This is a genomic window from Pseudomonas sp. NY15354, assembly GCF_048068075.1.
Classification (GTDB): Bacteria; Pseudomonadota; Gammaproteobacteria; order Pseudomonadales; family Pseudomonadaceae; genus Aquipseudomonas; species Aquipseudomonas guariconensis_C.
Map to the genome: position 1 here is coordinate 1 of NZ_JBLUPV010000044.1, position 25157 is coordinate 25157.

The window sequence follows — 25157 nt, forward strand, 5'->3', positions numbered from 1 at the left end:
TGCTCACGCTTCTTCTCCTTTGCCCTTGCCTTCATTGCCTCCAGCGGGGTGGGTGCCTCCTTGAGGCGGGGAGGCAGGGTCTTGAGTCTTGGTCTCTTTGGCATCGTCGATACCTTCCACCGGTGGTAGGTTTTCCATACGGCGGACCTCGGACGGCAGTAGCCACCGGTCCTCAATGCCGCGTTGATAGAACTGGGCACGGTTGAGGCTATCGCCACGCAGCAGGCCTTCCACGTTGTGCTCAGCAAAGAAGCCGCTGCCCAGTAGGGTGCGGTTGATAGCCTGTTCCCACGCGACCAGGTGGCGGCGCAGGGTGTGGGTGACGAAGTACCGGCCCAGCTCCACGGCGTTGCTGTAGTTCGCCTCGCGCAGATCACCGATCAGTACAGGCGGTACACGGAACAGGCGGGCCACTTCCTCGACCGACAGGCGCCGGGCTTCGATCCACTCGGCATCCTCCAACGTCATGGATACCGCGCTGTACTTCGCGCCCTGGGGCAGCACTGGGGTCTTGCCGTGGTTGTTCACGCCAGCTTGGCCAGCGGCCCAGCTCTCACGAATCTGCGCGGCCTGCTCCTTGGTGGTGCCGGGTGCCGTCTCGATCACGCCCGACAGCTTGGTGCCCTGCTCGAACATCTTGGCGCCGTGGGTACGTTCAGCCAGCGCCAGCCCCAGGGTATCCCTGGCCACCTGGATAGGGCTGCGCCCGAGCACACCGTCTTCGGTGTGGTAGCGGATGTGCAACATCTCGTCGGCGGTCAGTCGCTGGAGCTTGCCGTGGCGGTCGGTGTATTCGTAGACCAGGCGCTCGCTGGCCGAACTGCGCAGGATCGACACGCTGTCCGGGTTGACCGGCTCAAGCGCCTGCACACGACCGGCACCACTCCAGCGGATGCGGGCGTAGGCATTGCCGCGCAGCAGGATGTGGCGTTGCAGTTGCTCGCGGAATTCCAGGGCGGTCTGCCACTCGTTCGGGGCGTCGTGCAGCAGCGCGTACAGGGGATGGGTGCGGGCCTTGTCGCGTCCGTCATCGGTGCGGCGGTACACGTCCAAGGGCAGGCTGCCCACGCTCTCGCTGATGGCAGCGACAGCCGCGTACACGGCACTGATCGACTCGGCGGTCTGTACCGTGATGTTGACCCCTGCCGAGTTACCGGCCTGGCTGAACTGGTCGAAGTACCGATCATAGGCCGGGGTGTTGTTGGAGCGCGTGAACAGGCGGAACAGCTTTTTCACCGGATGCACTCCAGGAACTCAAGGTACCGACGGGCATTGGCCAGCGCCAGCAGCGGCTTGCGGCTGCGCACCGATACGGTGGTGGTCGGGTAGGCCGGATTCGCCGTGATGGTGATTTCGTGCAGGTCCACGTCCCGCAGGCTGCGCAACTCGCCTTGCCAGTCCTCCTTCACCGGCACGAAGCCGAATGAGCACCCGGCCACGTCGCCGCGCTTCACCAGCTCGGACAGGTCACGACCCAGGCTGGTGTCGGGCAGGTCCAGTTCAAACGCAAGGCCCACGTCATCCTCAGTAAGGCGCAGGGTGCCAGCTCCGACACGGCCCAATAGGGCTGCATCATCGTGCTCGTAAACGGCGCGGATGCTGGCGGCGGCTGGGCCTGCAAGGGAGCGCTTGAAAGCCCCCGGTAGGATGATTTCGGTAAAACCCCCAATGGGGGCTGGATCACCGAAACGGGCGGCATAGCCGAACAGCGTCCGGCCTCTACGCTCCAGGCTTGCGGCTGCTCGGCGTTCCATTACGGTGCGCTCGCTACTACGAAGCCTTCGGGATGGCGTACAGCGGTATCGACGGTGGCCATCGCACGGACCTGCACACCGCCACGGCTGTAGGCCGGTTCGGCGTATGGGTTGACCAACAGGTCAATTTCGCTCCATACGCCCAGCATCACCTGGCTCCAGTCGCCCAAGATCAGCTTGCCGGTTGGGACGTTCTTCGAAGTCGCCAGCGCCAGGCTGGCCAGGGTGCCGTTGTCGTACAGGAAACCACTGCCCGATCCGGCCACCTTCTCGGTGCTGCCCAGTACGGTGCGGATGGCGGCGGTGGTCAGCCAGCGGGCGTTGGTGATGTTCGCGTCATCCAGCTTCTCCAGCAGCGCCAGCACCTCGGCCCAGGTTTTGGGCAGGGCAGCGGTCTGGATGTCGGGGGTATTCAGCACGCCCAGCGGTTCACCAGCAGCGCCGCTGCCGTTGATGATGGCGCGGTCGATCTGGCGGGCGATGAGGAAGGCCAGGTCTTCACGCACCAACTGCTCGATACCTGGCGCCGATTGCTGGAGCAACTGGCGGCTCATTTCAGTTTTGCCGCCGCAATGCTTCGGCGTCAGGGTGACGTTGTCGAACGACATTTGGGCTTCGGGCACGGCCTGACCCTCAGTAACCCAGCCGGTTTCCAAGCCGCTGCCGTACTTCGGAATCGACACATTGCCGATCAAGCCGGTCAAGGTGCGGATACCCAGCGAGCGGGCCAGCAGGCTTTCGCGCAATGGGCCGATGTATTGGTCTGCCCGGTGATCGGTGCCCACCAGCTCGGGTGCGGTCGTGGTGGTGTTGGCGCGGCGCTCCAGGGCGGCGAACGGAACGAATACGCCCTCAGCCTTGCGACCGGTGCGGCGCTCGGCCTCTTTGGCATACTCGGCCTCGGCGCCGTCCAGAGTACGACCCTCCATCTGCGCACGCAGGACACGCACGACCGATACGCGCTTCTCCAGGTGCTCAGGGGTATCGGTGGCGGCGGGAGCGGCGGTGCGCTTCTCCAGATCGGCCAGGTGTTCATGGCGGGTGATCTGGTCGGCCAGTGAGCGCTCTTCGGTCTTGAAGGTTTCAAACTGGGTGGATTCGTCGGCGGTCAGGTCACGGCCAGCAGCGGAAGCGGTGTCCACCAGCTTTCTCATGCCCTCGACGGCAGTGGTGCGCTTCTCGCGCAGTTCGTGAAGTTTCATCAGGGAAAAGTCCTGTGGATGGGGTTTTCGAGTACCCACCATAGGCCTGTTTTCCCTGTCAAAACAGTGGCTTACCGTTCGCTTGATTGAGGCTCTGTCCTATTGTGTATGGGTGTATCTGTAGGGACATTGAGGCTTGAGAGTTTCCGATGAACGGTCGTCTTGCCGTCTCGCTCGACTTGGTAGATCAGGTCGGGGCGAACCTCTACGGCACACAAGCGGCACAAGCCAATTTGCGTCCAAGGAAGGAACTCTACGACCAGGAAAGTATGGCCGCTGACTCGGGCGCATCGTCCTGCAACTCGGTGCTGGCACCGGCCTTGGCGGTAGGTTTGTGGTCCCATTTAAATGACCCCTTGGTGGTGTAATTAAATAAGAGTGGGATTTTTTCCCATCAGCCCTATCGCTGGAGGCCGCATGTTTCCTGGGGACCAGTAGGAAAAATTCCCATAGGTCCACCTGACGACCGACGCACCCGGACATAACCGGACTAATGTCTGGTCGGCTACTGGGAAAAAATCCCATAGGTTTGCGGAAAAAATCCCACTGGAAAAATCGAAATCAGATGAACTTGAACCTAGGCGGTCCGGGTGGAACTTCCAGATCCTTGCCCGTGCATTCGTCGATTCGAGCCCAGGTGATCGCGTACAGCGTTGGTTGTCTTCTGCCGTCGGGCGACCATGGGCCTGGCTCTCGGGTCTTGATGATCAGCCCAGCCTCTAACAGCTCGTCTAGGGCACTCCTGAGCGTCTTCGCGTCCATCGGCCGGCCGGAAGAAAGCATGGATGTAGTTACGGCTAGATCGCCGTTGTTCTTGCCGTTGTAGTGACGGGCTAGCTTCACCAAGACAGCAATGGCTTTGGGCGAAAGGTTGTCGAAGGCAGGGTGGATCAGCAGGCGGTATGGGAGCGCCAGCGCTCGCCCACCACCGAAATCCACCTTGTAGGTTTTCTTCCTAGCCATTCAGCGACTCACAATCAGGCGCAAAGGGGTCGATCTGAAATCGACCCCCTGCAGGGGCGGTGGGTTGTCAGGCTGCGCGGCGCGTGCCAGACTTGCCCCTGATATCGCATTCCCGTGCCATGTCTTGATCCCGGCAGCGGTGCAACGCTGCCCGGATCTCCTCCTCGCTTTCCATCCCCGCGATAACTGCATCAAGCAGAGCCTTGGCGCTCTCCAGGGTGTTCAGCAGCATCCAGGCAAAATTGCCCTCGATGGACATGTTCCCGAAACCGGCTTCGGTGATCATGTCGAACGTCGTGGACATGATCGACGATGCCTCTTCAAGAGCGTCATTGGCGTCTACGCCATCCGGTACTGTGAATGCATGGCAAGCTTTCCCGTTGATCAACCCGGTCTGACGGAAGGGTTTGGCTGCGGTGATTGTTGGCTTAAAGACCGGCAAGTTCATGCTGCGCTCCCCTCGAAAAACTCAATGATCTGCTCGGCACCCATGTCGTAGCGGTGGCCAGCCTCAATACGGTTTGTCGCATCTTCAATCAGCATGAACTCCCCGTAGTTGTCCCCTGAATATGGCTTGTCGGAGCGCTCCGCCCGATAGCCGTTCTTTGCTGCGATCCGCTTTGCTCGAGCGTCGAGCGCCCTTTGTTCGTTGCTCATGCTGCGATTACCTCCACACGATGGGCGCCAAGCTGGCGCAGGGTTTCCAGATCGACCAGGCGGGTGCTGGCCGGGAGTTGAAGGGTGCCCAGGACCTTCTGGGCACTCCCGATGATGCGAACCGTCATCGGGCGTTCTCCACTGCCACGCGATTGATGTACGTCTCCAATTCCTTCACCAGGATCATGCGGCGACGACCGAGCTTGAAGCTGGGGAGCTCTCCTCGTGCGACGATTTCGTAGATTGCTGAGCGAGCCACTCCGATGGAGCGGGCTGCATCTTCGATCCCTAAAGCCAGGGGTGGAACGTGGTGCGCTTGAGTCATTGCATTCTCCATCTGGCGAGTTGATTGGTTCCGCCAGTGGAGTAAGGCTATACCGAAGAAATACTGCACGTCAAATGATGTGCAGTATTTTTCTGGATTGTATGGGATGGATTGACGGGTATACTGAGGCCCTCAGAGGGGAAAGAAATGACCGCCAAGAAGACGCCAAAGAAGACAGATGCCCTTACGCTGCGACTTGATCCGCGCACGAAATTCCTTATCGAGCTATTGGCTAGATCAGGCCATCAGTCAATCACGGGCGTGATCGAGTCTGCTGTCACTCGGCTTGCTGGCGACCGAAGGGTCGATGGCGGTCAGCGGGAGGAATCTCTTGCGGCGGTGTCGGCGCTTGTGTGGGCGCCGAGCGAGAGTGAGCGAATCGTCAATCTGGCACTTTGCGCCCCTAGCTTGATGAGCCATGAGGAGAGCTGCATTGCCTCGGTGCTGGATTCTGCCGTAGATATATTCTTCAATGTCTACGAGATTGGAGGCAGCGCTGATTACGATTACAGAATGGTAGATGCTAAAGCCGGCAGGGGCGGATTTAGACAGTCCAGTAGTGGGGTGACAATATTTGTAACTCCGAAAAGAAAGTTGATTCGATTGTCTTGGGATCTTATTAAATCTCGTGCTTTAGAACTCGCTGAGAAAGGGTGTTGCCCTGACCTAACGCTTGATGATGTAGAGTCATTCATTGGCCGCCCGGTTTCATCGTTAACTCCTGAGGTAAAAGTCCCTGCGGTGGTTATTCACGACGACGATGGCGTCGGATACATGGGAGCCGATAAGGAGTTTGACGATATCTCTGATAGTTTAGGAGTTAAGCGCTAGATCAGTTCTACCGCCGCCGCCTTGCTGTCTGGCGCAAGGTGCGCGTAGCGCAGGGTCATCTTGAGGTCGGCATGCCCTAGTAGATCCCGGATCGTATTGAGCGGGACGCCCTTCATTGCCAGTTTTGAGGCGAAGGTGTGTCGAAGGTCGTGCCAGCGGAATGCGCTAATGCCTGCCGCCTTCAATACTGCATCCCATGACTTTTTGACGTTGTCCATACGCCCGCCAGTTTGGCTTGGGAATACAAGATCAGAACTTGATGACTGTTCTCTCCAGCCTTCGATGGTTGCCAGGGCCTCGGCGTTTAAAGGGATATGTCGAGTCTGATCGGATTTGGCACCTTCACCAACTACCGTCAGATTTTTACGCTGAATATCAATGTCCGCCCAAGTTAAGTTGAATAACTCGCCCCGCCGAAGGCCGGTGTTCAAACTGACAATTGCCATAGGCTTGAGGTGATCTGCAAACGCGCACTTGCGCAAATTGGGCAACTCGACTTTCTTCCGTTCTCGACGCCACTTGTTGGCATTGTCACGCTCGGCACGGATGCGCTCTTCTCGATCGTCAAGGGCTTTGCGCAGGCGCTGTTCCTCTTCCCCGGATAGGAATCGAACCCGGCCACGGGTGTCGAGCCGCAAAGGCTTCAGCTTGGTCATCGGGTGATCTTCAAGCACGCCCCATTCCACCGCCTTGGAGAGGGCGCCCCGGAGAGCTGCAAGCTTCCTGTTGGCCGTGGCATCTTTCAATCCCGACGCCAGCCACTTCACCCGCATAGCCTCCAGATCGCGCTGGCTGAGGTCTGAGAGGGGCTTGGTCATCAGGGCAGCAAAGCTGTGTTCTATCGCGTGCCGGGTCTTCTGGTGCGCCTTGTGGTGCGTTTCCAGCCAGGGGTAGTAGCTCTCTGTTAGGTAGCTTGCCAGGGTGTGGGCGGCCCGGCGCTTGTTCTTGGTGGCGACCAGTGGGGCACCGTGCTCATGCGCTTCCGCCAGCCACCTGGCCGCTTCCGTCCTGGCCTGATCGAGCGTCATCATGCCGACCCTGCCCAACGTGGCGGCTTGATTCCTGCCCCAGCTCACCATGTAGCTGGAGTGGCCACTAGGTAGTACCCTGATCGACAGGCCGGGCTGAGCTGTATCATGGATGCGGTAGGGCTTATCCTGCGGGTGGATACTCGCAAGGAGCTTGGCCGTGATCTTGGTTTTCATAGCTGGGCGCCCGTGACAGCATGGTGACAGCAAAATAGACTATACGGACGTGTCTCAAAAGACAAAACCAGACGCTAAAGCCCAGTGTTTATTGGGGTCTCCCCGATTTCGTTAGGCTCCATAACGCACTCGTAACGCGAAGGTCGCAGGTTCGATTCCTGTCTCCGGCACCAGTCAATAGATTCATGCAGTGCCAAGCAGTCGCATGAAACCCCTCAGAAGCCCGCCTAGTGCGGGCTTTCTGTTTCATGCGGTGCCATCCGATCCCATCCCAGCCCTTGCTATCTGAGTACCCCTGCGAGTACCTTTGCGCTGTTCAATAATCTATGGGTACTCGGATGCCTTTGACAGCGCTGCAAGTGAAGAACGCTGCACCCCGCGAAAAGGATTTTGGCCTTGCTGACGGAGGTGGCTTATTCCTCTGGATTCGAGCCGCCGGCGGTAAGTCTTGGCGCTTCCGTTTCAGGCTGGACGGTAAGCAGTCACACATTTCTTTGGGCACTATCGACAACGTTACGTTGGCGCAGGCTCGCCAGCTTGCGTTTGATGCACGCCAGCTGGTTTCCCAGGGGCGGCATCCAGGCCTTGAGAGAAAGGTCGCTCGGGCCCAGGCGGCAATTTCTCGTGCCAATACCTTCAAAAATCTCGCATTGGAGTGGCATCAGCATAAATCTGCACGCTGGTCAGAAGGGTATGCGACTGACGTCATCGAGGCTTTTGAGCTGGACATCTTTCCGCAGGTTGGAAGCTTGCCCCTGTCTGAGATCAAGCCTATGCAGTGGTTACAGGTCTTCCGCCGCATAGAGTCACGTGGGGCTTTGGAAAAGCTACGCAAGGTTCGACAGCGCTGCCAAGAGGTGTACCGCTTTGCAATTGCCACGGGCAGGGTCGAATACAACCCCATCGCAGATATCGGAGGGGCACTTCAAACGCCTACCTCCCGGCATTATCCCTTCCTTCCTATCGCTGAAATCCCAGATCTGATTCGAGGCTTCCAGGCGTGCCCAGGTCATGACGTGGTGAAAATTGCTACCCGTTTGCTAATTCTCACGGGTGTACGGACTGCTGAGCTCAGAGGGGCGCCGTGGTCTGAGTTTGACCTCGAAAATGCCCTTTGGACGATTCCGGCTCAGCGGATGAAAATGCGCCGGGCCCATCTAGTTCCTCTGCCGAAACAAGCTGTGTCTGCACTGCGTGAGCTAGAAAGCATCACCGGTGGCTACACGCTCGCATTTCCTGGTCGGAATGACCCCGCTAAGCCGATGAGCGAGGCCGCCATCAATCAGCTGTTGAAACGCTCGGGTTACGACGGCAGAGCCACAGGGCATGGGTTCCGTCACACAATGTCTACCACCCTGCATGAGCAGGGGTACCGCAGCGAGTGGGTGGAAACCCAACTGGCGCATGTGGACAAGAACAGTATTCGAGGAACCTATAATCACGCTCAGTACCTTGAAGGGCGTCGTGAAATGCTTCAGTGGTATGCCAACCATTTAGATGCTTTGTCATGTGGGGCTGCCGAGATTTCTATTAAAGGAAGAGAGAGTGCACAGTGAGTGATGATTTTATGCGCCTGTGTGATCTGGTGCCGAGATACGCTCGATTCCACAAAATTAGCCCGCAAGAAGCTGCATACGCGCTGTATGAACTGATTGAGAGATTATATGTTGAGTACGGTGTAAATCGATTTCTTCCCAATTCGGTTAATGATGTTTTTTGGGTGGGTTGTTTTGGGAGTCATGACCGATCCCCCAGAACTCATGTGATCTATTTTCAGGAGTTAAGCAAGTATTTCTACGAGCTTTTTTGCTCGCCGAGCAAGGGTGATAAAAATAAACTAAGCTGTTATTGTGAGGAGGCGCAGCGGTCGATAGATGTTCCTGATAGCGTAGTTTGTTTTTCAGGGTCAGTCTTAGTAGATTGGATTTTTAATGCAGGGTTTGAAAGTCCAGATTTTCTGTTAAGTACTAATTTATCTGAGAAAGCTAAGGATAGGAGAAATGGCGGACTCAATGAGCAGGAGTTGGGTACTGTCATCAAGATTGTAAATGGTCTGGTTGATATAATAAAGGCAGTTGATAAGGCTCATCGTGAGTTGCCGACTAATTATGATGATAAGGTTAGCTCGAGTAATATCAAGCGTTATGCCTGTACGCTCAGTAGCCCGCCGCGTAAGAACTCTGATGTGTGCTCTACCTTGATAGCTCTCGCGGAGGAGGCTGGAGTTGACATGCCTTCATATCATGGAACCATGCGAAAATATATGGGTATCCAGTCCAAGTCGGATACAAAGGCGTGACTTATCCTTAGCGAAAATCTTGAGGAACCCTATGAGAATTTGAGGTTCCTCATGACTCCTCTACTGTGGTGCCATTGAATGCCTAGCCATCCAATCCGGCCTCAGGAGGGCCCTAGATGGCTAATCAGTCTGTCTCACCATTGTTGCTTCGCCTGCCGGGAGTATGTGCCCTTGTGGGGCTGAGCAAATCTCAGATCTACCGCTTGATTCGAGCCGGTGAGTTTCCTCCGGGTATCTCACTAGGGGCGAACTCTGTGGCATGGCCAGCGGAGCATGTGAATGCGTGGATCGCTGAGAAAATTAAAGCGTCGCAGGGGTGATGCATTTGTCATCCGATCATGCGCGTATCGTAAGGGAGGCTCGTCCAGGTGAATCTTGGGCGCAAGCTGAGGCTAGGCTTAATGGAAAGCGAATCCAAGATCAAGCGCGTCCAGGTGAATCATGGCAGGAGTTAAATGCTAGACGTCGTGAAATTGTCGCAAGTAAAAATGAGGAAGAGGTTGAGTTGGTTGATTGTTTTATATCAGCTGACGGTATTGCGATAAAAGATTGTCGGTATTTTATGGATGTTGCGTTGTTTCGCATGTCCAAAAAGGAAAAGCGTGCTGGTGAAGTTATCAGGTATAACTTGGTGGATGGCTATGTCGAGGTGAAAGCTGGACCGGATGGAATGGCAACGATCTGGGACTACGATATTGTGCTGATGCTGGTATCGCATTTGACCGAGTCAATGAATCGCTTTAAAAATGGCCGTGGGGCAATGCCGGGTCGTATTTTTACAATGCATGTCTCGGATGTGCTTAAGTTTAGCCAGCGCGGCGATGGTGGTGGTCAGTCGGAAAGAGTTGAATCAGCATTGGATCGTTTGAAAGGCACTGTAGTCAAAAGCGTGTTTTCTCGTACTGTGCATAAAGGGAAGCTCATAATGCGTGAGGTGAAAAGTGAGAGTTTGATTAGTGGCTACCGTGTGCTTTCCGTCACAGGCATCGGTAGAGTAGATCGCGTTGAGATTGAAGTGCCTAATTGGATCTATTCGCAGGTGACTCGCAGTCCAAGATCTGCAGTTCTGACTGTGAGTCCAGAGTTTTTTCTTATCGAGTCCGCTCTAGGGCGCTTTGTTTATCGTTTGGCTCGACGTGCGGCGGGGAATGACAAGGCTCGGTGGGGATTCCGAACGATATATGAGCGAAGCGGTATTACTCGATTTAAGGAGTTTTGTCGATCTTTGAGAAATCTTATTAAGTTGAATAACCTCCCAGAGTATGAATTGCACGAGGAGGCAGGACAATCCGGTCCGCAACTGCTCATGACACGACGGGGGTGGGATTCGGGCTGTGGATAACCCGTCCATTACCCACCACCTTCCGTCCATTGCACACCAGCTTCCGTCGATTACCCACTAATCCCCGTCGATTGCACACTCCTGATATTCTTATGCTATTGAAAAATAAGGGATTTATAAGCCTTTCCAGGTCTAAAGCTTTGAATCCTTCAAAAACCCTATAAATCGCTGCTTTGCAACTGAGTGCTGATCGCTGACCATGAGCTGAGATTACGATCCCTTTTCAGGGCTTGCCTCACCACTGCGGCCGTCGCATCGTCGCCCGTAGCCCAAGTCTCGATGAGCACGTTCAGGTAAGCGATGCGGTCCTGCATCAACTTGAGCTGTCTCTGATCGTCAGATGCGGCCTTAATCGCGATGTCTCGCTCTTGCTCTGCAACACCGAAGATCTGCATGAGGCTAGCTATCTCATGTCGATGATGCGTTGCAGCTTCAGCCAAGCGTTCAAGGTGTAGCTGTTCGAGAGCTTCAATTGCTTCGCCTTGTTCTTTGTGCAGCGCTAGCTGTCGCTGAGCGCTGGCGTCCAGTAAGATTTCAGTTCTCACTCTCGCTTTTTTGCTCTCGAAAAGTAGGAGGCTGAGCACAACTATTAGGGTTAGTGACGTACCTAAAACGAAGAGAAAGCTGCTGTGAATCAGGGTTGGATCGATGGTAGTGCTCAACGCAGGTAGACCTCGGTAATTTCGGCCCGGAAGTGACCAAGTTCTTGAGAAACGACCTCCAACGCTTGTTTCCGTGTGAGGTGACGTTGTAGCGAAGCCATTCGCTCTTGAGCGTACGTGTGCCGTAACCCGTGGGCACCATTTGACCAACCGAGAGCTTCCTTCGATGCAGCGCTAACGCTTTTGCTCCATGGCTGGCCGCCGCCAATTGCATAGAATTGCTGGTAGCTGATACCGCGATCCTTTACGACCCGTGGCGTTGCCAACCGGCTCCTTTCCAAGCGTTGAGCCAGAGGTATTGGGATGCGCACCTCGCGGACCAGGCCACCCTTGCCGTGGACCGTGTAGCTGATGGTCGTTTCCCGAATTCCAGCAAACTTCATCCCGTGCGCTGGACGTTCATCCGCTACACGGCGATGAGTTCTTTGGAGACTCAGCAATTCATGAGCACGGAGACCCGCTGCATATGCAATCTCTGTCGCAAGCGAGTTGTGAGGAGCTTGCCGAGAGGCGATCAGTGTCATCTGCTCGCGGTTATAGGCTCGTGTTTGGTTGGCCAGACGGCGACCCAAAGTCGGGTGCTGCTTCGTGCTGGGGCGAGCGGTCGCGCTGCTTTTAATTACTTCTAGAGACCGGCCTAGCGGCAGTTGTAGGGTGACGTGCTGCATCATGGCCTGGAGAGCCTGACGCTCCATATCGAGTGTTTTCTGACCCACGGTCGTCGCTCTTTGCTGAAGGTAGCTAATCGCGCTATCAGGGGTCATTTCGCGGAGGCTGCCTAAGCGATGCTGCTGTAGGTAGGCGGTGATGCGTACCAACCGCTGCTCGTAGTTACGGACAGTGCCCACGGATCGAATGTGGGTGCCCTGGAGCTTTTTCATCACGGATGCAGCTTGCTTTGTAGGCTTGGCAAACTTAGCCACTCAGGCGATTCCGATGTAGCCATCGGTGCACTGTAGAACGCTGAATCTTGATACCTTTTTCCGCTATCCAGCGTTGCAGTTCAGTGCCATTGCAGCCTGCGGAATCAAGCTGCAACAGCTCGTACTTATAGTTATCCAGCAATGAGCGACGTTGGGCATAGGTTCGGGGTTTTCTCCGAATCCTAGATTCGGCCTTGAGGCGTGCAGTAATGCTCTGCGCATCGAATTCGCTCATGGGATTCTCTCTATCAGGTGTAAGAACTCCTGACCGTTGCCGGTTCAGCGACACACCATCCGTAGATGGTTCGTTGTGTGCCTGTTCGCCCCCCTTAGCATGAGATGCAGGCGGGGACTGTTCACGCCTACTCGGATTCTCCGAGTGAGTTCCTGATTGTCCGCTCAGGTTCGGCTGCCATTGGGTCTGGCTGACCATGTTGGGTTGTCTTCTCTCCTCAAGTGATTGGTCGTTGATGGTCCCGATATGTAGTCGGCGTTGGGCCGGGCACACACGCGATGACGCAAGTGTGGCCGATGGGCCAATGCCCGCGATGACGCAGGCCGAGCCCCCTGCCACTGTCCCAACCCATGAATCACATGGGTAACGAGACTGCCGGGCAGTGCGGTTTGGTTCGTGATCAGCTTACGAAAATGGGGGAGGGCAAACAACGCAACTGCGCTGCGTTGTATTTGTTGCGCGAAATCAAACCGTTCGATGGTGCCCGCTATGTGGCGCGACGTTTAGGAGCGTTACATAGCGGGCACGGGGCGCGAGCAGAACCATTAGCAGTAACTACATAGGGTTCGGTAGAACCGCAGCCAGTGGATTCATAGGATCGATACGTATCCTTTATCACTGGAGTAATGTGACGATGAAAATCGCGATTTTCTTGGACTGGGTTCAGATGCGTATGCCATTCCTTACCAGTTGGGCGGGTCGGCTGGGATTGCTCCTAGGCCCCGTTCTTTGCGTTTTACATCTGATCGCCGCATCACTTTTTCCACCATATGGGAAACTCGTACTCGCCCAATATGATGCGGTCCAGCTCACCGGAAGCCTCCTAGCCGCTCCGACTGCGCAGTATTTCGTTCTGTTGGGCGCGGTCTTCGGTGTCCTCTGGGTGTTCCTTTGGGCTGTCCGGTGTGGCTTGGCTCTGCGTAGTTGGATCATCTGTCGGCGGGCGGCCTGATGAGCATTGGCACGGCTGAGGATTTCGCCGGATTCAATTGGGTATTTGGGCTGTGGGAAAACGTTGCGTTGACAATCCTGACTGCCACCGAGCCGCTATTTGTCGCATTCAACGAAACCAGCAACGCGCTTATCGTTGCGGTTGGATTTGGATGGATGCTGCTCGTTGCATTGCGCGTGGGGCAAGGAGCTGCTCGTACGGTGTTGTCAGGGATTATGATTTTCCTGGTTGTGGCGTACGGAATGAGACCCGTGACCGTGACTCTTCCAAGCGGAGCAACGGTCCGGCTGGTCGAAGCTCAGGCGGTGCCGCTCAGTTTCGTGATGACGATTCACAAAATCTACAGAGAGGCTTTTGATCAGGTCCTGAGTGATCAAACAGTGGCCGGGACAATCGTCCCTGCGCAGTCCGCGATTGACAACATGGTAGGCCGATCAGCCCAAGTGTTTGCCGGCAGTGATTTGGCCCGGCTGATTAGAGATTACAACGCCAGTTGTGCCCCGGCGCCGGCTGAGCTTGCCGGTCCCGAGCACGCGGCTAAAGTCGAAGCTTTGCAGGCTATCGGCCTGCTCGGCGGTGGTGGCTTGGGGATACCGGATGAAGAAGTCGGCGTGATAGCACAAGCACGCACGGCTATTGGCGGCGCGTGGACGTATGTTTTCGGTTCAGCCGAAGAAAATGGAGGTTGGGGAGCTTATCTGTTAGGCGGCGGGGCTGCCCGGACTAGTCTGAGTCAGGTGCTTGACCAGAGAGCTATCCAGTCGCGTCGTGAGGCCGGTATTCGTGCTCTTGAAGCTGCCGGGCCGTTCATGGGGGACCGCTATGCGCTGCCAACGCAAGCGCATTGGGCCGCCAAACTTGCAGGGGAATCTCAAGCTACGCCGTCTTACTTGTCGATCAGCGCAGTGCCAGGGCAGGAGTCGGCTATCGTCGGCGACGATCAAGGGATAATGTTTCGACCCACCAGCTGCATCGAGGCATACAAAATTGCCCAGATGGGCGCTGAGCAGGCGTATCAGGCGTTGCGCGAGTCGGGTGCGGTTATAGCAAGTGGGCAGCGAGTAAGCGCTGAGGTGGGGGCTGTAAGTACAGCGACAGCTTGGCAGCGATTCATGGCTGGTTCATTGCAGAAAACGGCGGGTCTCTCTCGTGGGGATAGTGAGGTTGCTGGAAGCTTCTTAGCCGCGGCTCAGATGTGGAAGAACTTCAGCGGGTGGCTTGATCTGCAAACGCTGTTACCTGGTTATGTGATCATGTCAGCCTGGTTGTTTTGGATTGTGTTACTCCTCGCGCCGTTCTTTTTGATGCTCGCACCTCTCAGGGGCGGTAGGATGTTGACCAATTGGCTGTCGCTGCTGATGCTGCCGGTCATCTCCGTTATGACCGCACAGATGATCACTGTTGCGGTGTCCCAAACTGTGGCTGCTGTTGCGGTTGCCCAAGCGGGGGCTGCTAGTGGGTGGTCAGGCGTCGGGGCGGACTATGACGGTCTTCGCGGGTTGATGTCAGCTATTGCAGCAGTATCACTGGGCATTTCCACTTGGATCACTTCGAGTATGCTAGGTGTATCGTTGGGAGGTTTGGCTGGTAGCCTGTCCGGCGCTGTGGCGACTGCCAGCGATGTAGGACGCCTAAGTATGAAAGCGGTTGGTTTTGCCATGATGGGCTCCCGAATTGCTAGCATAGCGGGAGCGGCCTCGACTGGGCGTAGGCGTGGCTCTAAAACTCAGTCGGGCAACGAAACCTCTCCATCCATGCCACCGTCAGCCAATCCGGTTGGGCCTAGCTCGATTCCCACATTTCGGCCCGGTAGCCCTGGTGTGAGATCGCTAAACCCACCGAAAGCTAGGCGTTAGAGTTCGGGCAAGGGGGGCGGCGCTGACCGCCCTGGTACAGATGATGACGTCGCTATTTGCGGGGCTCATCTGTACAAGCCCTCCATTTCCGAAAGAAGCCAACAGATGCATTCGCGGCGCCCTAAAAACTCAATTAGGGGCACCGCTTTTGCGTTGCCGAAGCAGTTGGCCGCACAAGCTCGCAACTGCCGTTCCAGTGACTCACCTTTAAGGCTCCTCTGAGATGAGTCTCTGGTTCTTCGCCCTGCCATTGGCATGGCGTCGCCAGACCCAATCAAGCCTACGCCACACCAGTGATTACCCAGCGAAAATCTCCGAAAAACCACTGAGAATCATCGGCGCACCCTCTCGTGCTTAGGGGGACTTTTGATACACCCCGGCTTACCCATGAGATCCGCCAAGAACTCCTCGATTCCCACTTGGGATAGTGAGCATTTTTTTCCGTGGCCCGATGACACTATGCCAAGTGGTGTTTTGCTTCTCCCTCTACTGGGAGAGGAGATAAGCATGAAGACTCTTTTGATTACGGTGGTATGCGTTGGGGGAGGGTATTTGCTGGGAGCGAATCGCTTAGTACCTCCTTGGATGGTAATCGGGTTGGCAATTTTGGGCGTGGGGTTATGGGCCATTGCCGAGTGGATTGAGCTCCGGGAAGGGGATGACGAGGGCAAACCATGATGTATGCCGATCTGAAGGATCTAGCTGTGCTATCTGCAATGTTTCCTTCCTGGAGCTGGAGACTGGCGGTGAGACAACGGGTATTTGTGGCGTCGGAAGGACCGGTCATCCGACTCTACTGGATGCCAGCCCTTTTCAGCCTTGACGAGTTTCGTGCCCAGCTTTTTGTGAAGGAGCTCAACGCCATAGGCGCGTCTGGTGGCTCAAGACAGGGGGAACGGCGATAATGGCAAATTGTTATCAAGGAGTGTGCTGTGTGAAGAAATGGAAACTGGTGATGCTGGCCGTGGCATCCGCCTCCCTTGCCGGGTGCTGGCAGAGCGATTACGCCTTTGAGGGGAGATACTTCGCTGCGGAGGGAGAGCAGTGCGCGACCCCTACTAGCGCCTCGGATCGCGAGCAATATCTTCTGGATATCACAAAGCAGGTCCACGACGGTAAAGCCTTGTACTCGGCCAGATTCCCAATCGCTGCGAAGCTGGGAGCTCCTCTCACCAGCGAACAGAGCGTGGCTGCAACAGACGATAATGAGCTGACTTTCCGGTTCACTAAACCTGAGGTCTCCGGAGTGTTTTCAGGAAGCCCGGCAGTGGAAATCGAGCTCACCGTAGTGCCTAATGAGAGCAGGAAAGATCATCTCTGGATGAAAAAAGCGACGTTCACCAGCGTACGAGACGGTAAGGTCATCGAACGAGATTTTTTAACGTCTCTGAGAGCTGCAAGCAAGGTCGGGGAGTCCGGTGCTTGTTTGAGAAAGGACAGCGGCGCTCGCTAATCGGCTGAGTATCGCCCTGTCAGGTGAAAGGGAGCGCTCAGGCGCTTCCTTCTTGTATCAAACCAACTGAGTTGCATTACACTCAAGGTTGGGGGCTCTGAGGTTTTTCGCCCAACAACAAGACGCGGAGACCATTTTTGTTGACTAGCCATTTGCATCAGATGTAACCAACGTAGTTATGATTCGTCACAATCGTTCGTGTCTTGGACATTTTTAGATAGGGAAGCAGTCGAGTGGTAAGGATTTTTCTCGCATCTGTAGTTTTATTTATGATTCTTGATGCAATCTTCCCGGGAGTTTTTCTATCTATAAATGGTAAAATCGGCCTCTTTTCTGTAGTCCTCTTGCTGGGTGTCTGGGAGGTATATTCCTACTGGTATTTCAATAACGAAAAATTTCTTAAGTTGAAGTTTGGTATTGAAAAGCACACCATAGATTGCAATAATCTAAATGAGCACATTGAAGAGCTAAAGAAAACACGGCTTGATATTAACTCTTATGACTATGGTTTTGGTGATCGTTACGATACCAGTCGATATAGTTTCAAACGGAACGAATGGAAAAAAACCGAAAGAGATGGAAAGGTTCACAATTGCTCGGCCTCCGTTTGCAAAGCTGCTAATGACCAACCATTCAAGTATCTCTGTAAGTACTTCGACATAAATGTTAGCGAAGAGACGTTATCTCACCTTGAGAATGCGCTTAACAACTATCTCGCCGCGTACCAAGGGAAAATCCTGCTTGAGCAAGAGAGGGATCGGCTCATGCAGACCCTCACTGACCCGCTGCCTTCCTTATTTTACAAGCTGAGCAAGAGTCGTTTAGCGAAAGAGCTCGGCTTTGAACCTGTGCGTTTGTTTGATATAGATTTCCAGACTTACAGGTTTCAATATGTTTCCTCGGGTGGGAATAGCTCCTACGAGGTGTCCATTATTCTTGATATGGAAAATCTTGAGAAATTTATAAAATACATTGGCGACAAGCTTCGGTTAAGAAATAGCGCTAAAGGCCAGCGAGCGTTGATGACTCCGCAGCTTCGTGAAAAAATAAAACAAAGAGACAATAATACATGTCAGCGATGCTGGGTTTCGGTTAAGGAGGAGCCAAATTTATTAATAGAGATTGATCATATAACTCCCATCTCGAAGGGAGGAATCACGACCGAGGATAACCTCCAAGCTTTATGCTGGCGTTGTAATCGTACAAAGGGGGCAAAGCTTTCCTAGCGTTATGAATCCGGTTTGTGAGTTAGTTTAAAATCTTGTTCTTTGATGTAAATAGAGATTAAATGCGATCAATAATGATCAGCGTTAACTGCTCCGCCGTATCAAGTTATCTATTGGGTAATAATGACCAGTAGAGATAGTTCTCGTTGTGTCGATCGCTATTGCTATTTCTTGGGGTAGCCTGGAACGCCAGGCTTACCAAACGCCACCAAGTGATCGTGCACGTCTTGCATCGCGATCTCGTGAATGTTGAATTTTCCAATGTCGTGCCAGTTAGTCTGCTCTATGTCTATATTCTTCCACCATTGTATCAAATGAGCAAAAAGCAACTTAAGCATCATGCGATAAAGTGAGTAGAATTCAGCTAGTGGCTGCCCGCTTTTCGCCCTCTTGATCAATGCGTGGGCTGAATTGTTTCTTGCCTGCCTGAAATGCTTGGGGAAACAACCGTAGCTGCCGTAAAACTTCGTGTCGGTCATTTTATAGAAATAAGAATTAGGATTTTTACGCTCAATTTTCCACGCTTTCTCTATCGCTACCATTATGTGCTTTTCGGCATCGACAGCTATTATTTGATCAAGGCTGTTCTGGTCGCGCTGAATGAGCGCGATGCAGAACTCATACAAATGATGGATAAACGACTGAAAAGCCCCATGTGCGAGAATGATCTGCTCAACACTATTGCCACCGGTGGCTAACTGGAATTCCATATCGAAGAATTCCTCATACGCTTTTCTGCATAAGATCGACTCGTGCGCCAGCACGGCGCATAGCAGTCTGTCTTTCTCTTCGCTAATGGCCATCTAACCGATCCTTTTCCACTATTTTTAGCATTAATCCAAAATTACTAGATATCAAACGCCTACAATCAGACTAAACCGGCACGGCTCGGTAGCTACCTTCGAATGTCAGTATCTGGCCGGTATCTTACCTCCACGAAGGGCAGCAATGGGTTGATTGCTGCCGGTAAAGACGTATCCGTGCAGGGAACACATCCGTTGCAAATGGCTGAGCAAGTCGAATGCAAGTATGTGGCCAAGTGAGATGCAACGCTTAGTCAGGTCGGGTGCAATTCCCCAGTTCCGGTAACGAAGGCCATAGCTGCGGCCACGATGGTTACCATTAGTGTAATCCAAACGGTCCCACTCATCTCCCGCTCCTATATAATTGACCGTTTGAGTCAAAGAATATAGATCAAGAGGGGGAGCCCGCAGAATTCGGAAAAAATCGTACGCTAAGGTTTTCCGGGCATCCGTAAGGGCCGAAACTTCCCGTCTTCCAGTCTGCGGCTCTGCCGCCAGACGTAATCGCCGGTTAGGTTGATGTGCTCCCAGCCCAGCGGCGACAGGAATTGCAGCAGCTCGCCGTCCACCGGCTTGCCGGCCTCGACCAACCCCTGGGTGGCGCGTTCCAGGTACACCGTGTTCCACAGCACGATAGCCGCCGTCACCAGGTTGAGGCCGCTGGCCCGGTAGCGCTGCTGCTCGAAGCTCCGATCCCTGATTTCCCCAAGGCGGTTGAAGAACACCGCCCTGGCCAGCGAGTTGCGCGCCTCACCTTTGTTCAGGCCGGCATGCACGCGGCGGCGCAGTTCAACACTTTGCAGCCAGTCCAGGATGAACAGCGTGCGCTCGATCCGGCCCAGCTCGCGCAGGGCCACGGCCAGTCCGTTCTGGCGCGGGTAGCTGCCGAGCTTGCGCAGCATCAGCGAGGCGGTGACGGTGCCCTGCTTGATCGAGCTGGCCAGGCGCAGGATGTCGTCCCAGTGGGCACGCACGTGCTTGATGTTCAGGGTGCCGCCGATCAGCGGGCGCAACGTCGGGTAGGCTTGCACGCCCTGCGGCACGTACAGCTTGGTTTCGCCGAGGTCGCGGATGCGCGGCGCGAAGCGGAAGCCTAGCAGGTGCATCAGGGCAAAGACGTGATCGGTGAAGCCGGCCGTGTCGGTGTAGTGCTCCTCGATCCGCAGGTCGGACTCGTGGTACAGCAGGCCGTCGAGCACATAGGTGGAATCGCGGACGCCGACATTCACCACGCGGGTGCTGAACGGCGCGTACTGGTCGGAGATATGGGTATAGAACAGCCGTCCCGGCTCGCTACCGTACTTCGGGTTGACGTGCCCGGTGCTCTCGCCCCGGCCACCCGCGCGGAAGCGCTGGCCATCGGAGGATGAGGTCGTGCCGTCGCCCCAGTGGGCGGCAAAGGCGTGGCGATACTGGTGGTTGACCAGCTCGGCCAAGGCCGCCGAATAGGTTTCGTCGCGGATGTGCCAGGCTTGCAGCCAGGACAGCTTGGCGTAGGTCAGGCCGGGGCTCGACTCGGCCATCTTGGTCAGCCCGAGGTTGATCGCATCACCGAGGATTGCGGACAGCAGCAACGTCCTGTCTTTGGCCTCGGCCCCGTCCTTCAAGTGGGTGAAGTGGCGGCTGAAGCCCGTCCAGTCGTCCACGTCCATCAGCAGTTCGGTGATCTTGATGCGCGGCAGTAACTGGCTGGTTTGGTCGATCAGCGCCTGCGCCCGATCCGGCACCGCCGCATCCAGCGGGGTGATTTTCAGCCCTGACTCGGTGAGGATGGCATCGGGCAGCTCGTTGTCCTTGGCCAGGCGGGTGACGGTGGCCAACTGCTCGTCCAGCAGCTGCAAACGCTCTTCCAGGTACTGGTCGCTGTTCGGGTTGATCGCCAGGGGCAGGGCCTGCTCGCGCTTGAGTGCGGCGAACTTCTCGGCCGGCAGCAGGTAGTCGTCGAAGTCGCGGAACTGCCGCGAGCCCTTGACCCAGATGTCGCCGGAGCGCAGGGCGTTCTTCAGCTCGGACAGGGCGCAGATTTCGTAGAATTTCCGGTCGAGGCCTTCCGGGGTGATCACCAGCGGCTTCCAGCGCGGCTTGATGAAGGCCGTGGGTGCATCGGCCGGCACCTTGCGCAGGTTGTCGGCGTTCATCTCACGCAGGGTCTGCACGGCTGCCAGCACGCCTTGCGCGGCCGGCGCGGCGCGCAGTTCCAGCACCTCCAGCAAGGCCGGCGTGTAACGGCGCAGGGTGGCGAAGTTCTCGCCGACCAGGTGCAGGTGGTCGAAGCCTTCCGGCCGGGCCAGCAGCTCGGCCTCGCTGACGCTCTCGGTGAACTCGTCCCAGGGAATCACCGCCTCGATGGCGGCATAGGGGTCGCTGCCGCTTTCCTTCGCTTCCAGCAGCGCCTGGCCGATCCTGGAGTACAGGCGCACCTTGTCGTTGATCGCCTTGCCCTGCTTCTGGAACTGCTGCTGATGCTTGTGCTTCGCGCCGCTGAACAGCTTGACCAGGATGCGGTCATGCAGATCGACCAGCTCATCGATCACGGTCGCGGTGCTCTCCAGCACCACGGCGGCCAGGGTCGCGTAGCGGCGCTGCGGCTCGAACTTACCGAGGTCTTTGGGCGTCATCTGCCCACCCTCGCGGGCCAGCTTGAGCAGGCGGTTCTGGTGGATGTGCCGGCCCAGGCCTTCGGGCAAGTCCACCAACTGAAATGTCTTCAGCCGCTCGATGTGTTCCAGCATGTGCCGAGAGTTGGGTTTCAGCGGTGCCTGGCGCAGCCAGGTCAACCAGGTGATGCTGCTGCCGGCCTTGAGCTTCAACAGCTCGTCCAGCTTGGCCCGATGCGAGTCCGTGAGTGGTTCGACCAGGGCGCGGTAGACCCGCCGATTGGCTCGCGCAATGGCTTCCGAGCAGGCCCGGTCAATCACGCTCAGCGCCGGCAGGATGCGTCGTTTCTGCCGTAGGCTCTCCAGGGCCTGACCGGCCAGCAGCAAGCCTTTGTCGGTCTGCTGGGCCAGCTCGGTTAGCTCGCGCACCAGGGCGCGGAAGTCGGACAGGCCGAACGGGGCCAGTTGCAGGTAGGTGCGCAGTTCCTGGGCATGCTCGCGACGGGTCACGTCGCGCTCGCCGTACTTTGCCCAGCTCGCCGGCTCGGCCTGGACTTGCTTCGCCACCCACAGGATGACCGGCTCGGGCAGCTCGCTGTCGGTTCCCAGCGCGTAACCGGGGTAGCGCAGCAGGCAGAGCTGCACGGCGAAGCCGAGGCGGTTGGCGTCGCCGCGTCGCTGGCGGATCAGCGACAGGTCGGAGTCGTTGAAGGTGTAGTAGCGGATCAGGTCATCCTGGCTTTCCGGCAGCGCAAGCAGGGTGTCCCGCTCCGTGGCCGAGAGGATCAAGCGACGCGGCATGTGTCAGTCGTCCGTGCGGAGGTACTGGTAGAGGGTTTCCCGGCTGATGTTGAACTCGCGGGCAAGCTGCGCCTTGGGCTCGCCGGCCGTCGCTCGCTGCCGCAGGGTAGCAGCCTGCTCATCGGACAGGGCTTTCTTGCGGCCCCGGTACGCGCCACGCTGCTTGGCCAAGGCGATGCCCTCACGCTGCCGCTCGCGGATCAGGGCGCGCTCGAACTCAGCGAAGGCCCCCATCACCGACAGCATCAGGTTGGCCATCGGCGAGTCCTCGCCAGTGAACACCAGGCCCTCCTTCAGGAACTCGATGCGCACGCCGCGCTGAGTCAGCTTCTGTACCAAGCGACGCAGGTCATCGAGGTTGCGGGCCAGCCGATCCATGCTGTGCACCACCACTGTATCGCCTTCGCGGACGAAGCTCAGCAGCGCTTCGAGCTGGGGGCGCTGGGTGTCCTTGCCCGATGCCTTGTCGGTGAACACCTTGCTCACCTGGGTTTGTTCCAGCTGGCGTTCCGGGTTCTGGTCAAAGCTGCTGACCCGGACGTAGCCGATGCGGTGCCCCTGCACGATGTCTCCTTGGTTGAAGGCGGCTTAAGTGCACTTTCTGTTCCGTTGTGCCTCAAAGCCCATTTCTGTCAGGCTGAAATCTATAACCTTCGCGGGCATGTGTCAAAAAATGGGAAAGCAGACTCTATTCTGACGAAGCGGCGCGGCCCTGCCTGACATCAAGTTAGGGTATACCCCATTCGGACACCGACTACACAACCTAAGGGCTTGCAGGCTGTCAGCAGGGCTTATCGTACGATTTTTTCCGTTTTCTCTATGCCCCCCAAGAGTGTCAATCCTCTGGGTTACTTTTCGCGGAGCCTCAAAATTTTTCTGAGCTGCGTCGCCGGGTTAAGGGCTCGAGATGCCCCATTGACGATCGTTCAGCAATGGGAGGGCATTAGGGCGCAGCTCAGTTGCAGGACCGGTAGACTGAAGACGGTCGTAAGATCCGTAGGCATACTGGTTGATGAGGCATCAGTGCGCTTGCTCCCTCACCACCATGTCCTCACGTGCCGGTTCGATTCCGATCACTGTTTCCGCCCAGTGATCGTCAGGCTTAATTGGGTTGAGTGCCTTTTTGAGTACCTACTCAATTTATGCAACCCATAGATTGCCTGATTTTGCTGAGGTGTAGCGTACAAATTCGATTCCTGTCTCCGCACCAGAAAACCAGTTTCCAGAAGTCTATGACTGTCTACGAAACACCCCACAAAGCCCGCCTTGTGCGGGCTTTGTTGTTTCTGTCTGTCTCTGGGTACAGGCAGCACGGTAAACCCTCCAAAATTTGGATCTACCGTGATGCCAACGGTCAGCCACTTATGGTGCTGTACCGCTTCGACCTCAGGCCGGATCAGAGCGGCACGCCGCGCAAAGTGTTCGCGCCCCTCACCTGGTGCAAACACTCTGCAAATGACTCGCTGGCTTGGCGCTGGCAGGGTTTATCGGAGCCACGCCCGCTGCTGCGTCTTGATGATCTGGCTAAACGCCGCTTGGTACCGGTAGTGCTGTGCGAGGGCGAGAAGGCCTCGGTTTGGGGTGGGCCACGTCTGGTGCGTTCCTGGCGCTCTACAGACAACGCCTTGGAAAGTATCGCGGCGGCGCACTCGGACGGGTTGTTGGTGCTCGATGAGATCGGGATGTGCGACCCACGGATAATTGGGGAAACGGTCTACATGCTGGGTAACGGCACCGGTAAGGCGCGGGCTAATGATCGTGGCATGAGTGGGCGCCAAGTTCAGGAATGGCGCTTGCTGTTTCTCTCCACCGGGGAAAAGACCTTGGCGCAACACATGGCCGAGGCAAACAAGGAATTGAAAGCCGGTATGGAGGTTCGACTGCTTGCTGTACCGGCTGACGCTAGCAAAGGGCTAGGGTTGTTCGAAGAGCTGCATGGTTTCGACGATGCCGCTGCGCTGTCGGATGCACTCAAGGCTCGGGTGAGCCGATGCTATGGCTCGCCAGGCCTTGCTTTCCTGTCGGCCCTCTGTGAGCCCGGCAAGCTACGGGCATATGCGGCCATGGTGCGCAGCACCCTGGAGCGGTTTACCACTGAGGCTTTACCTGCAAGCGCCAGTGGCCAGGCACAGCGCGCCGCAACTCGCTTCGGACTGGCAGCAGCGGCGGGTGAGTTGGCCACAGCGTTGGGCGTTACAGGGTGGCCAGACGGTCTAGCGCTGCACTCCGCTCGTGTGTGCTTGGATGCTTGGTTGGCTGAACGTGGCGGCGCTGGAAACCTGGAAGGTGACGCTATCGTGGCCAGACTGCGCGGTGTGGTGGAGCGCTATGGAGAAAGTCGCTTCACGCGATGGGATTCTATTGCTGCGAAGACCGATGACCATGCCCCACGTACAGCAGATCGGCTTGGCTTTCGCAGGACTATGGATCATGGCATTGGTGACTCTCTATATACGTCGGTGACCTATTACTTCCTCGGCACAACTTGGCGTGATGAGGTTTTTAAAGGAATGAACTTGCGAAATGTAAATAGAGAATTAGTTGCGCGCGGAATACTTGAGCCGAGCGGAGACGGAAAAGCCGCCCAATCCGTAACACTACCCGGAATGCCGAAAGGACGGGTTTATGTTGTGAATTCAAGCGTATTGCTTAGCGACTAACTAATAGTACTTAACTAGCCGGGAGATTAGTGGCCACTTATAGGCTCGGCCTGCCTACGCCTGCGCTTACCTAAATTTAATTATTGGAGTTTAAAATGAGCACAAATTCGTCCATGCTGAAACAATGCCAAGCTGAACTAGCGAGATTGAAGAAAGATCTTCCTCAGTTAAAAGCCGTCGCTGACGAGGCAGAGAAAACATTCGCTAATAGTCGTCAGGGAAGGCCTGTCTATCCTCGGGATCAGATCGCGCCTTACTCCAATGCTAAGGCTAAAATTGATGAGCTATCTCGAGAGATTCCTGAATCGCCCCTGGTTTCGTAGACACCTCCAAGCCTCATAATGAGGCCCAAATAGGAGGTGCCATGAGTCGTCAGCGTTACCCCGAAGAATTCAAGATCGAAGCGGTCAA

At 56.1% G+C, this 25157-nt stretch carries 25 protein-coding genes; 10 read left to right on the top strand and 15 right to left on the bottom strand.

Going from position 1 to position 25157, the window contains the following annotated elements; translation table 11 throughout:
- Positions 1–3: 3 nt before the first annotated feature.
- From ACNFCH_RS24595 to ACNFCH_RS24605, 3 genes are read right to left on the bottom strand one after another with little or no spacing between them, the layout of a single operon-like run.
- Positions 4–1236: a phage portal protein gene (locus tag ACNFCH_RS24595; RefSeq protein ID WP_416744265.1), complete on the bottom strand. Its 1233-nt coding sequence runs from the start codon at positions 1234–1236 to the stop codon at positions 4–6.
- On the bottom strand, positions 1233–1754 hold the full coding sequence (locus tag ACNFCH_RS24600) for an HK97 family phage prohead protease (RefSeq protein WP_416744267.1): 522 nt from the start codon (positions 1752–1754) through the stop codon (positions 1233–1235). The genes ACNFCH_RS24595 and ACNFCH_RS24600 overlap by 4 nt, the downstream gene beginning before the upstream one ends.
- On the bottom strand, positions 1754–2956 hold the full coding sequence (locus tag ACNFCH_RS24605) for a phage major capsid protein (RefSeq protein ID WP_416744269.1): 1203 nt from the start codon (positions 2954–2956) through the stop codon (positions 1754–1756). Before ACNFCH_RS24605 ends, ACNFCH_RS24600 begins: the two co-directional genes overlap by 1 nt.
- Before the next feature lie 149 nt (positions 2957–3105).
- Between ACNFCH_RS24605 and ACNFCH_RS24610 the strand changes: the two genes are divergently transcribed.
- Positions 3106–3324: a hypothetical protein gene (locus ACNFCH_RS24610; protein ID WP_416744271.1), complete on the top strand. Its 219-nt coding sequence runs from the start codon at positions 3106–3108 to the stop codon at positions 3322–3324.
- Positions 3325–3517: 193 nt separating this feature from the next.
- On the opposite strand, the gene ACNFCH_RS24615 is transcribed toward ACNFCH_RS24610, so the two are convergent.
- The 5 genes from ACNFCH_RS24615 to ACNFCH_RS24635 all read right to left on the bottom strand — a co-directional run bounded on the left by ACNFCH_RS24615 (position 3518) and on the right by ACNFCH_RS24635 (position 4901).
- Positions 3518–3919, bottom strand: a complete 402-nt coding sequence (locus tag ACNFCH_RS24615; protein WP_416744273.1) for a hypothetical protein — start codon at positions 3917–3919, stop codon at positions 3518–3520.
- 67 nt (positions 3920–3986) lie between these two features.
- Positions 3987–4367 (bottom strand): hypothetical protein, encoded by a 381-nt coding sequence (locus ACNFCH_RS24620; protein WP_197884654.1) that lies wholly within the window; start codon positions 4365–4367, stop codon positions 3987–3989.
- Complete coding sequence (locus ACNFCH_RS24625; RefSeq protein WP_416647326.1) at positions 4364–4576, bottom strand: hypothetical protein; 213 nt, start codon at positions 4574–4576, stop codon at positions 4364–4366. The genes ACNFCH_RS24620 and ACNFCH_RS24625 overlap by 4 nt, the downstream gene beginning before the upstream one ends.
- Positions 4573–4704, bottom strand: coding sequence for a hypothetical protein (locus tag ACNFCH_RS24630; protein ID WP_416647304.1), 132 nt, complete (start codon positions 4702–4704; stop codon positions 4573–4575). The genes ACNFCH_RS24625 and ACNFCH_RS24630 overlap by 4 nt, the downstream gene beginning before the upstream one ends.
- Entirely contained in the window at positions 4701–4901 is a 201-nt protein-coding gene (locus ACNFCH_RS24635) for a helix-turn-helix domain-containing protein (protein ID WP_173887202.1), read from the bottom strand. Before ACNFCH_RS24635 ends, ACNFCH_RS24630 begins: the two co-directional genes overlap by 4 nt.
- A gap of 147 nt (positions 4902–5048) precedes the next feature.
- Here ACNFCH_RS24635 and ACNFCH_RS24640 point away from each other — a divergent pair, with 147 nt between their 5' ends.
- Entirely contained in the window at positions 5049–5732 is a 684-nt protein-coding gene (locus tag ACNFCH_RS24640) for a hypothetical protein (protein ID WP_173887201.1), read from the top strand.
- On the opposite strand, the gene ACNFCH_RS24645 is transcribed toward ACNFCH_RS24640, so the two are convergent.
- Complete coding sequence (locus ACNFCH_RS24645; RefSeq protein WP_416744276.1) at positions 5729–6937, bottom strand: tyrosine-type recombinase/integrase; 1209 nt, start codon at positions 6935–6937, stop codon at positions 5729–5731. The two genes, ACNFCH_RS24640 and ACNFCH_RS24645, sit on opposite strands and share 4 nt — an antisense overlap.
- 338 nt (positions 6938–7275) lie before the next feature.
- Between ACNFCH_RS24645 and ACNFCH_RS24650 the strand changes: the two genes are divergently transcribed.
- The 4 genes from ACNFCH_RS24650 to ACNFCH_RS24665 all read left to right on the top strand — a co-directional run bounded on the left by ACNFCH_RS24650 (position 7276) and on the right by ACNFCH_RS24665 (position 10578).
- Positions 7276–8493, top strand: coding sequence for a tyrosine-type recombinase/integrase (locus tag ACNFCH_RS24650; protein WP_054881355.1), 1218 nt, complete (start codon positions 7276–7278; stop codon positions 8491–8493).
- Positions 8490–9236 (top strand): hypothetical protein, encoded by a 747-nt coding sequence (locus tag ACNFCH_RS24655; RefSeq protein WP_416744278.1) that lies wholly within the window; start codon positions 8490–8492, stop codon positions 9234–9236. The genes ACNFCH_RS24650 and ACNFCH_RS24655 overlap by 4 nt, the downstream gene beginning before the upstream one ends.
- A gap of 116 nt (positions 9237–9352) precedes the next feature.
- Entirely contained in the window at positions 9353–9556 is a 204-nt protein-coding gene (locus ACNFCH_RS24660; protein WP_082438022.1) for a helix-turn-helix transcriptional regulator, read from the top strand.
- Positions 9556–10578, top strand: coding sequence for a replication initiator protein A (locus ACNFCH_RS24665; RefSeq protein WP_082438023.1), 1023 nt, complete (start codon positions 9556–9558; stop codon positions 10576–10578). Before ACNFCH_RS24660 ends, ACNFCH_RS24665 begins: the two co-directional genes overlap by 1 nt.
- A gap of 158 nt (positions 10579–10736) precedes the next feature.
- Here the strand turns inward: ACNFCH_RS24665 and ACNFCH_RS24670 are convergent, their stop codons facing one another.
- Genes ACNFCH_RS24670 through ACNFCH_RS24680 form a run of 3 tightly spaced genes read right to left on the bottom strand, consistent with a single transcriptional unit; the run spans position 10737 to position 12398 of the window.
- Positions 10737–11240, bottom strand: coding sequence for a hypothetical protein (locus tag ACNFCH_RS24670; RefSeq protein WP_054881356.1), 504 nt, complete (start codon positions 11238–11240; stop codon positions 10737–10739).
- On the bottom strand, positions 11237–12163 hold the full coding sequence (locus ACNFCH_RS24675) for a site-specific integrase (protein ID WP_054881357.1): 927 nt from the start codon (positions 12161–12163) through the stop codon (positions 11237–11239). The genes ACNFCH_RS24670 and ACNFCH_RS24675 overlap by 4 nt, the downstream gene beginning before the upstream one ends.
- Positions 12156–12398, bottom strand: coding sequence for a hypothetical protein (locus tag ACNFCH_RS24680; protein ID WP_008091975.1), 243 nt, complete (start codon positions 12396–12398; stop codon positions 12156–12158). Before ACNFCH_RS24680 ends, ACNFCH_RS24675 begins: the two co-directional genes overlap by 8 nt.
- 951 nt (positions 12399–13349) lie before the next feature.
- On the opposite strand from ACNFCH_RS24680, the gene ACNFCH_RS24685 reads away from it, so the two are divergent.
- From ACNFCH_RS24685 to ACNFCH_RS24695, 3 genes are all read left to right on the top strand, one after another.
- Positions 13350–15206 (top strand): hypothetical protein, encoded by a 1857-nt coding sequence (locus ACNFCH_RS24685; protein ID WP_054881359.1) that lies wholly within the window; start codon positions 13350–13352, stop codon positions 15204–15206.
- 934 nt (positions 15207–16140) lie between these two features.
- Entirely contained in the window at positions 16141–16659 is a 519-nt protein-coding gene (locus ACNFCH_RS24690; protein ID WP_082438024.1) for a hypothetical protein, read from the top strand.
- A 269-nt stretch (positions 16660–16928) separates the two neighbouring features.
- Complete coding sequence (locus ACNFCH_RS24695; RefSeq protein ID WP_054881362.1) at positions 16929–17885, top strand: HNH endonuclease signature motif containing protein; 957 nt, start codon at positions 16929–16931, stop codon at positions 17883–17885.
- A 164-nt stretch (positions 17886–18049) separates the two neighbouring features.
- Here the strand turns inward: ACNFCH_RS24695 and ACNFCH_RS24700 are convergent, their stop codons facing one another.
- The 3 genes from ACNFCH_RS24700 to ACNFCH_RS24710 all read right to left on the bottom strand — a co-directional run bounded on the left by ACNFCH_RS24700 (position 18050) and on the right by ACNFCH_RS24710 (position 22650).
- The gene (locus tag ACNFCH_RS24700) at positions 18050–18688 is read right to left on the bottom strand and encodes a hypothetical protein (protein WP_054881363.1); all 639 of its coding nucleotides are present in this window, start codon (positions 18686–18688) and stop codon (positions 18050–18052) included.
- A 431-nt stretch (positions 18689–19119) separates the two neighbouring features.
- Entirely contained in the window at positions 19120–22086 is a 2967-nt protein-coding gene (locus ACNFCH_RS24705; RefSeq protein ID WP_001138014.1) for a Tn3-like element TnAs1 family transposase, read from the bottom strand.
- Positions 22087–22089: 3 nt separating this feature from the next.
- Complete coding sequence (locus tag ACNFCH_RS24710) at positions 22090–22650, bottom strand: recombinase family protein (protein WP_001161490.1); 561 nt, start codon at positions 22648–22650, stop codon at positions 22090–22092.
- A 668-nt stretch (positions 22651–23318) separates the two neighbouring features.
- Here ACNFCH_RS24710 and ACNFCH_RS24715 point away from each other — a divergent pair.
- Complete coding sequence (locus ACNFCH_RS24715) at positions 23319–24746, top strand: DUF927 domain-containing protein (protein WP_416744288.1); 1428 nt, start codon at positions 23319–23321, stop codon at positions 24744–24746.
- Positions 24747–25157 lie beyond the last annotated feature (411 nt).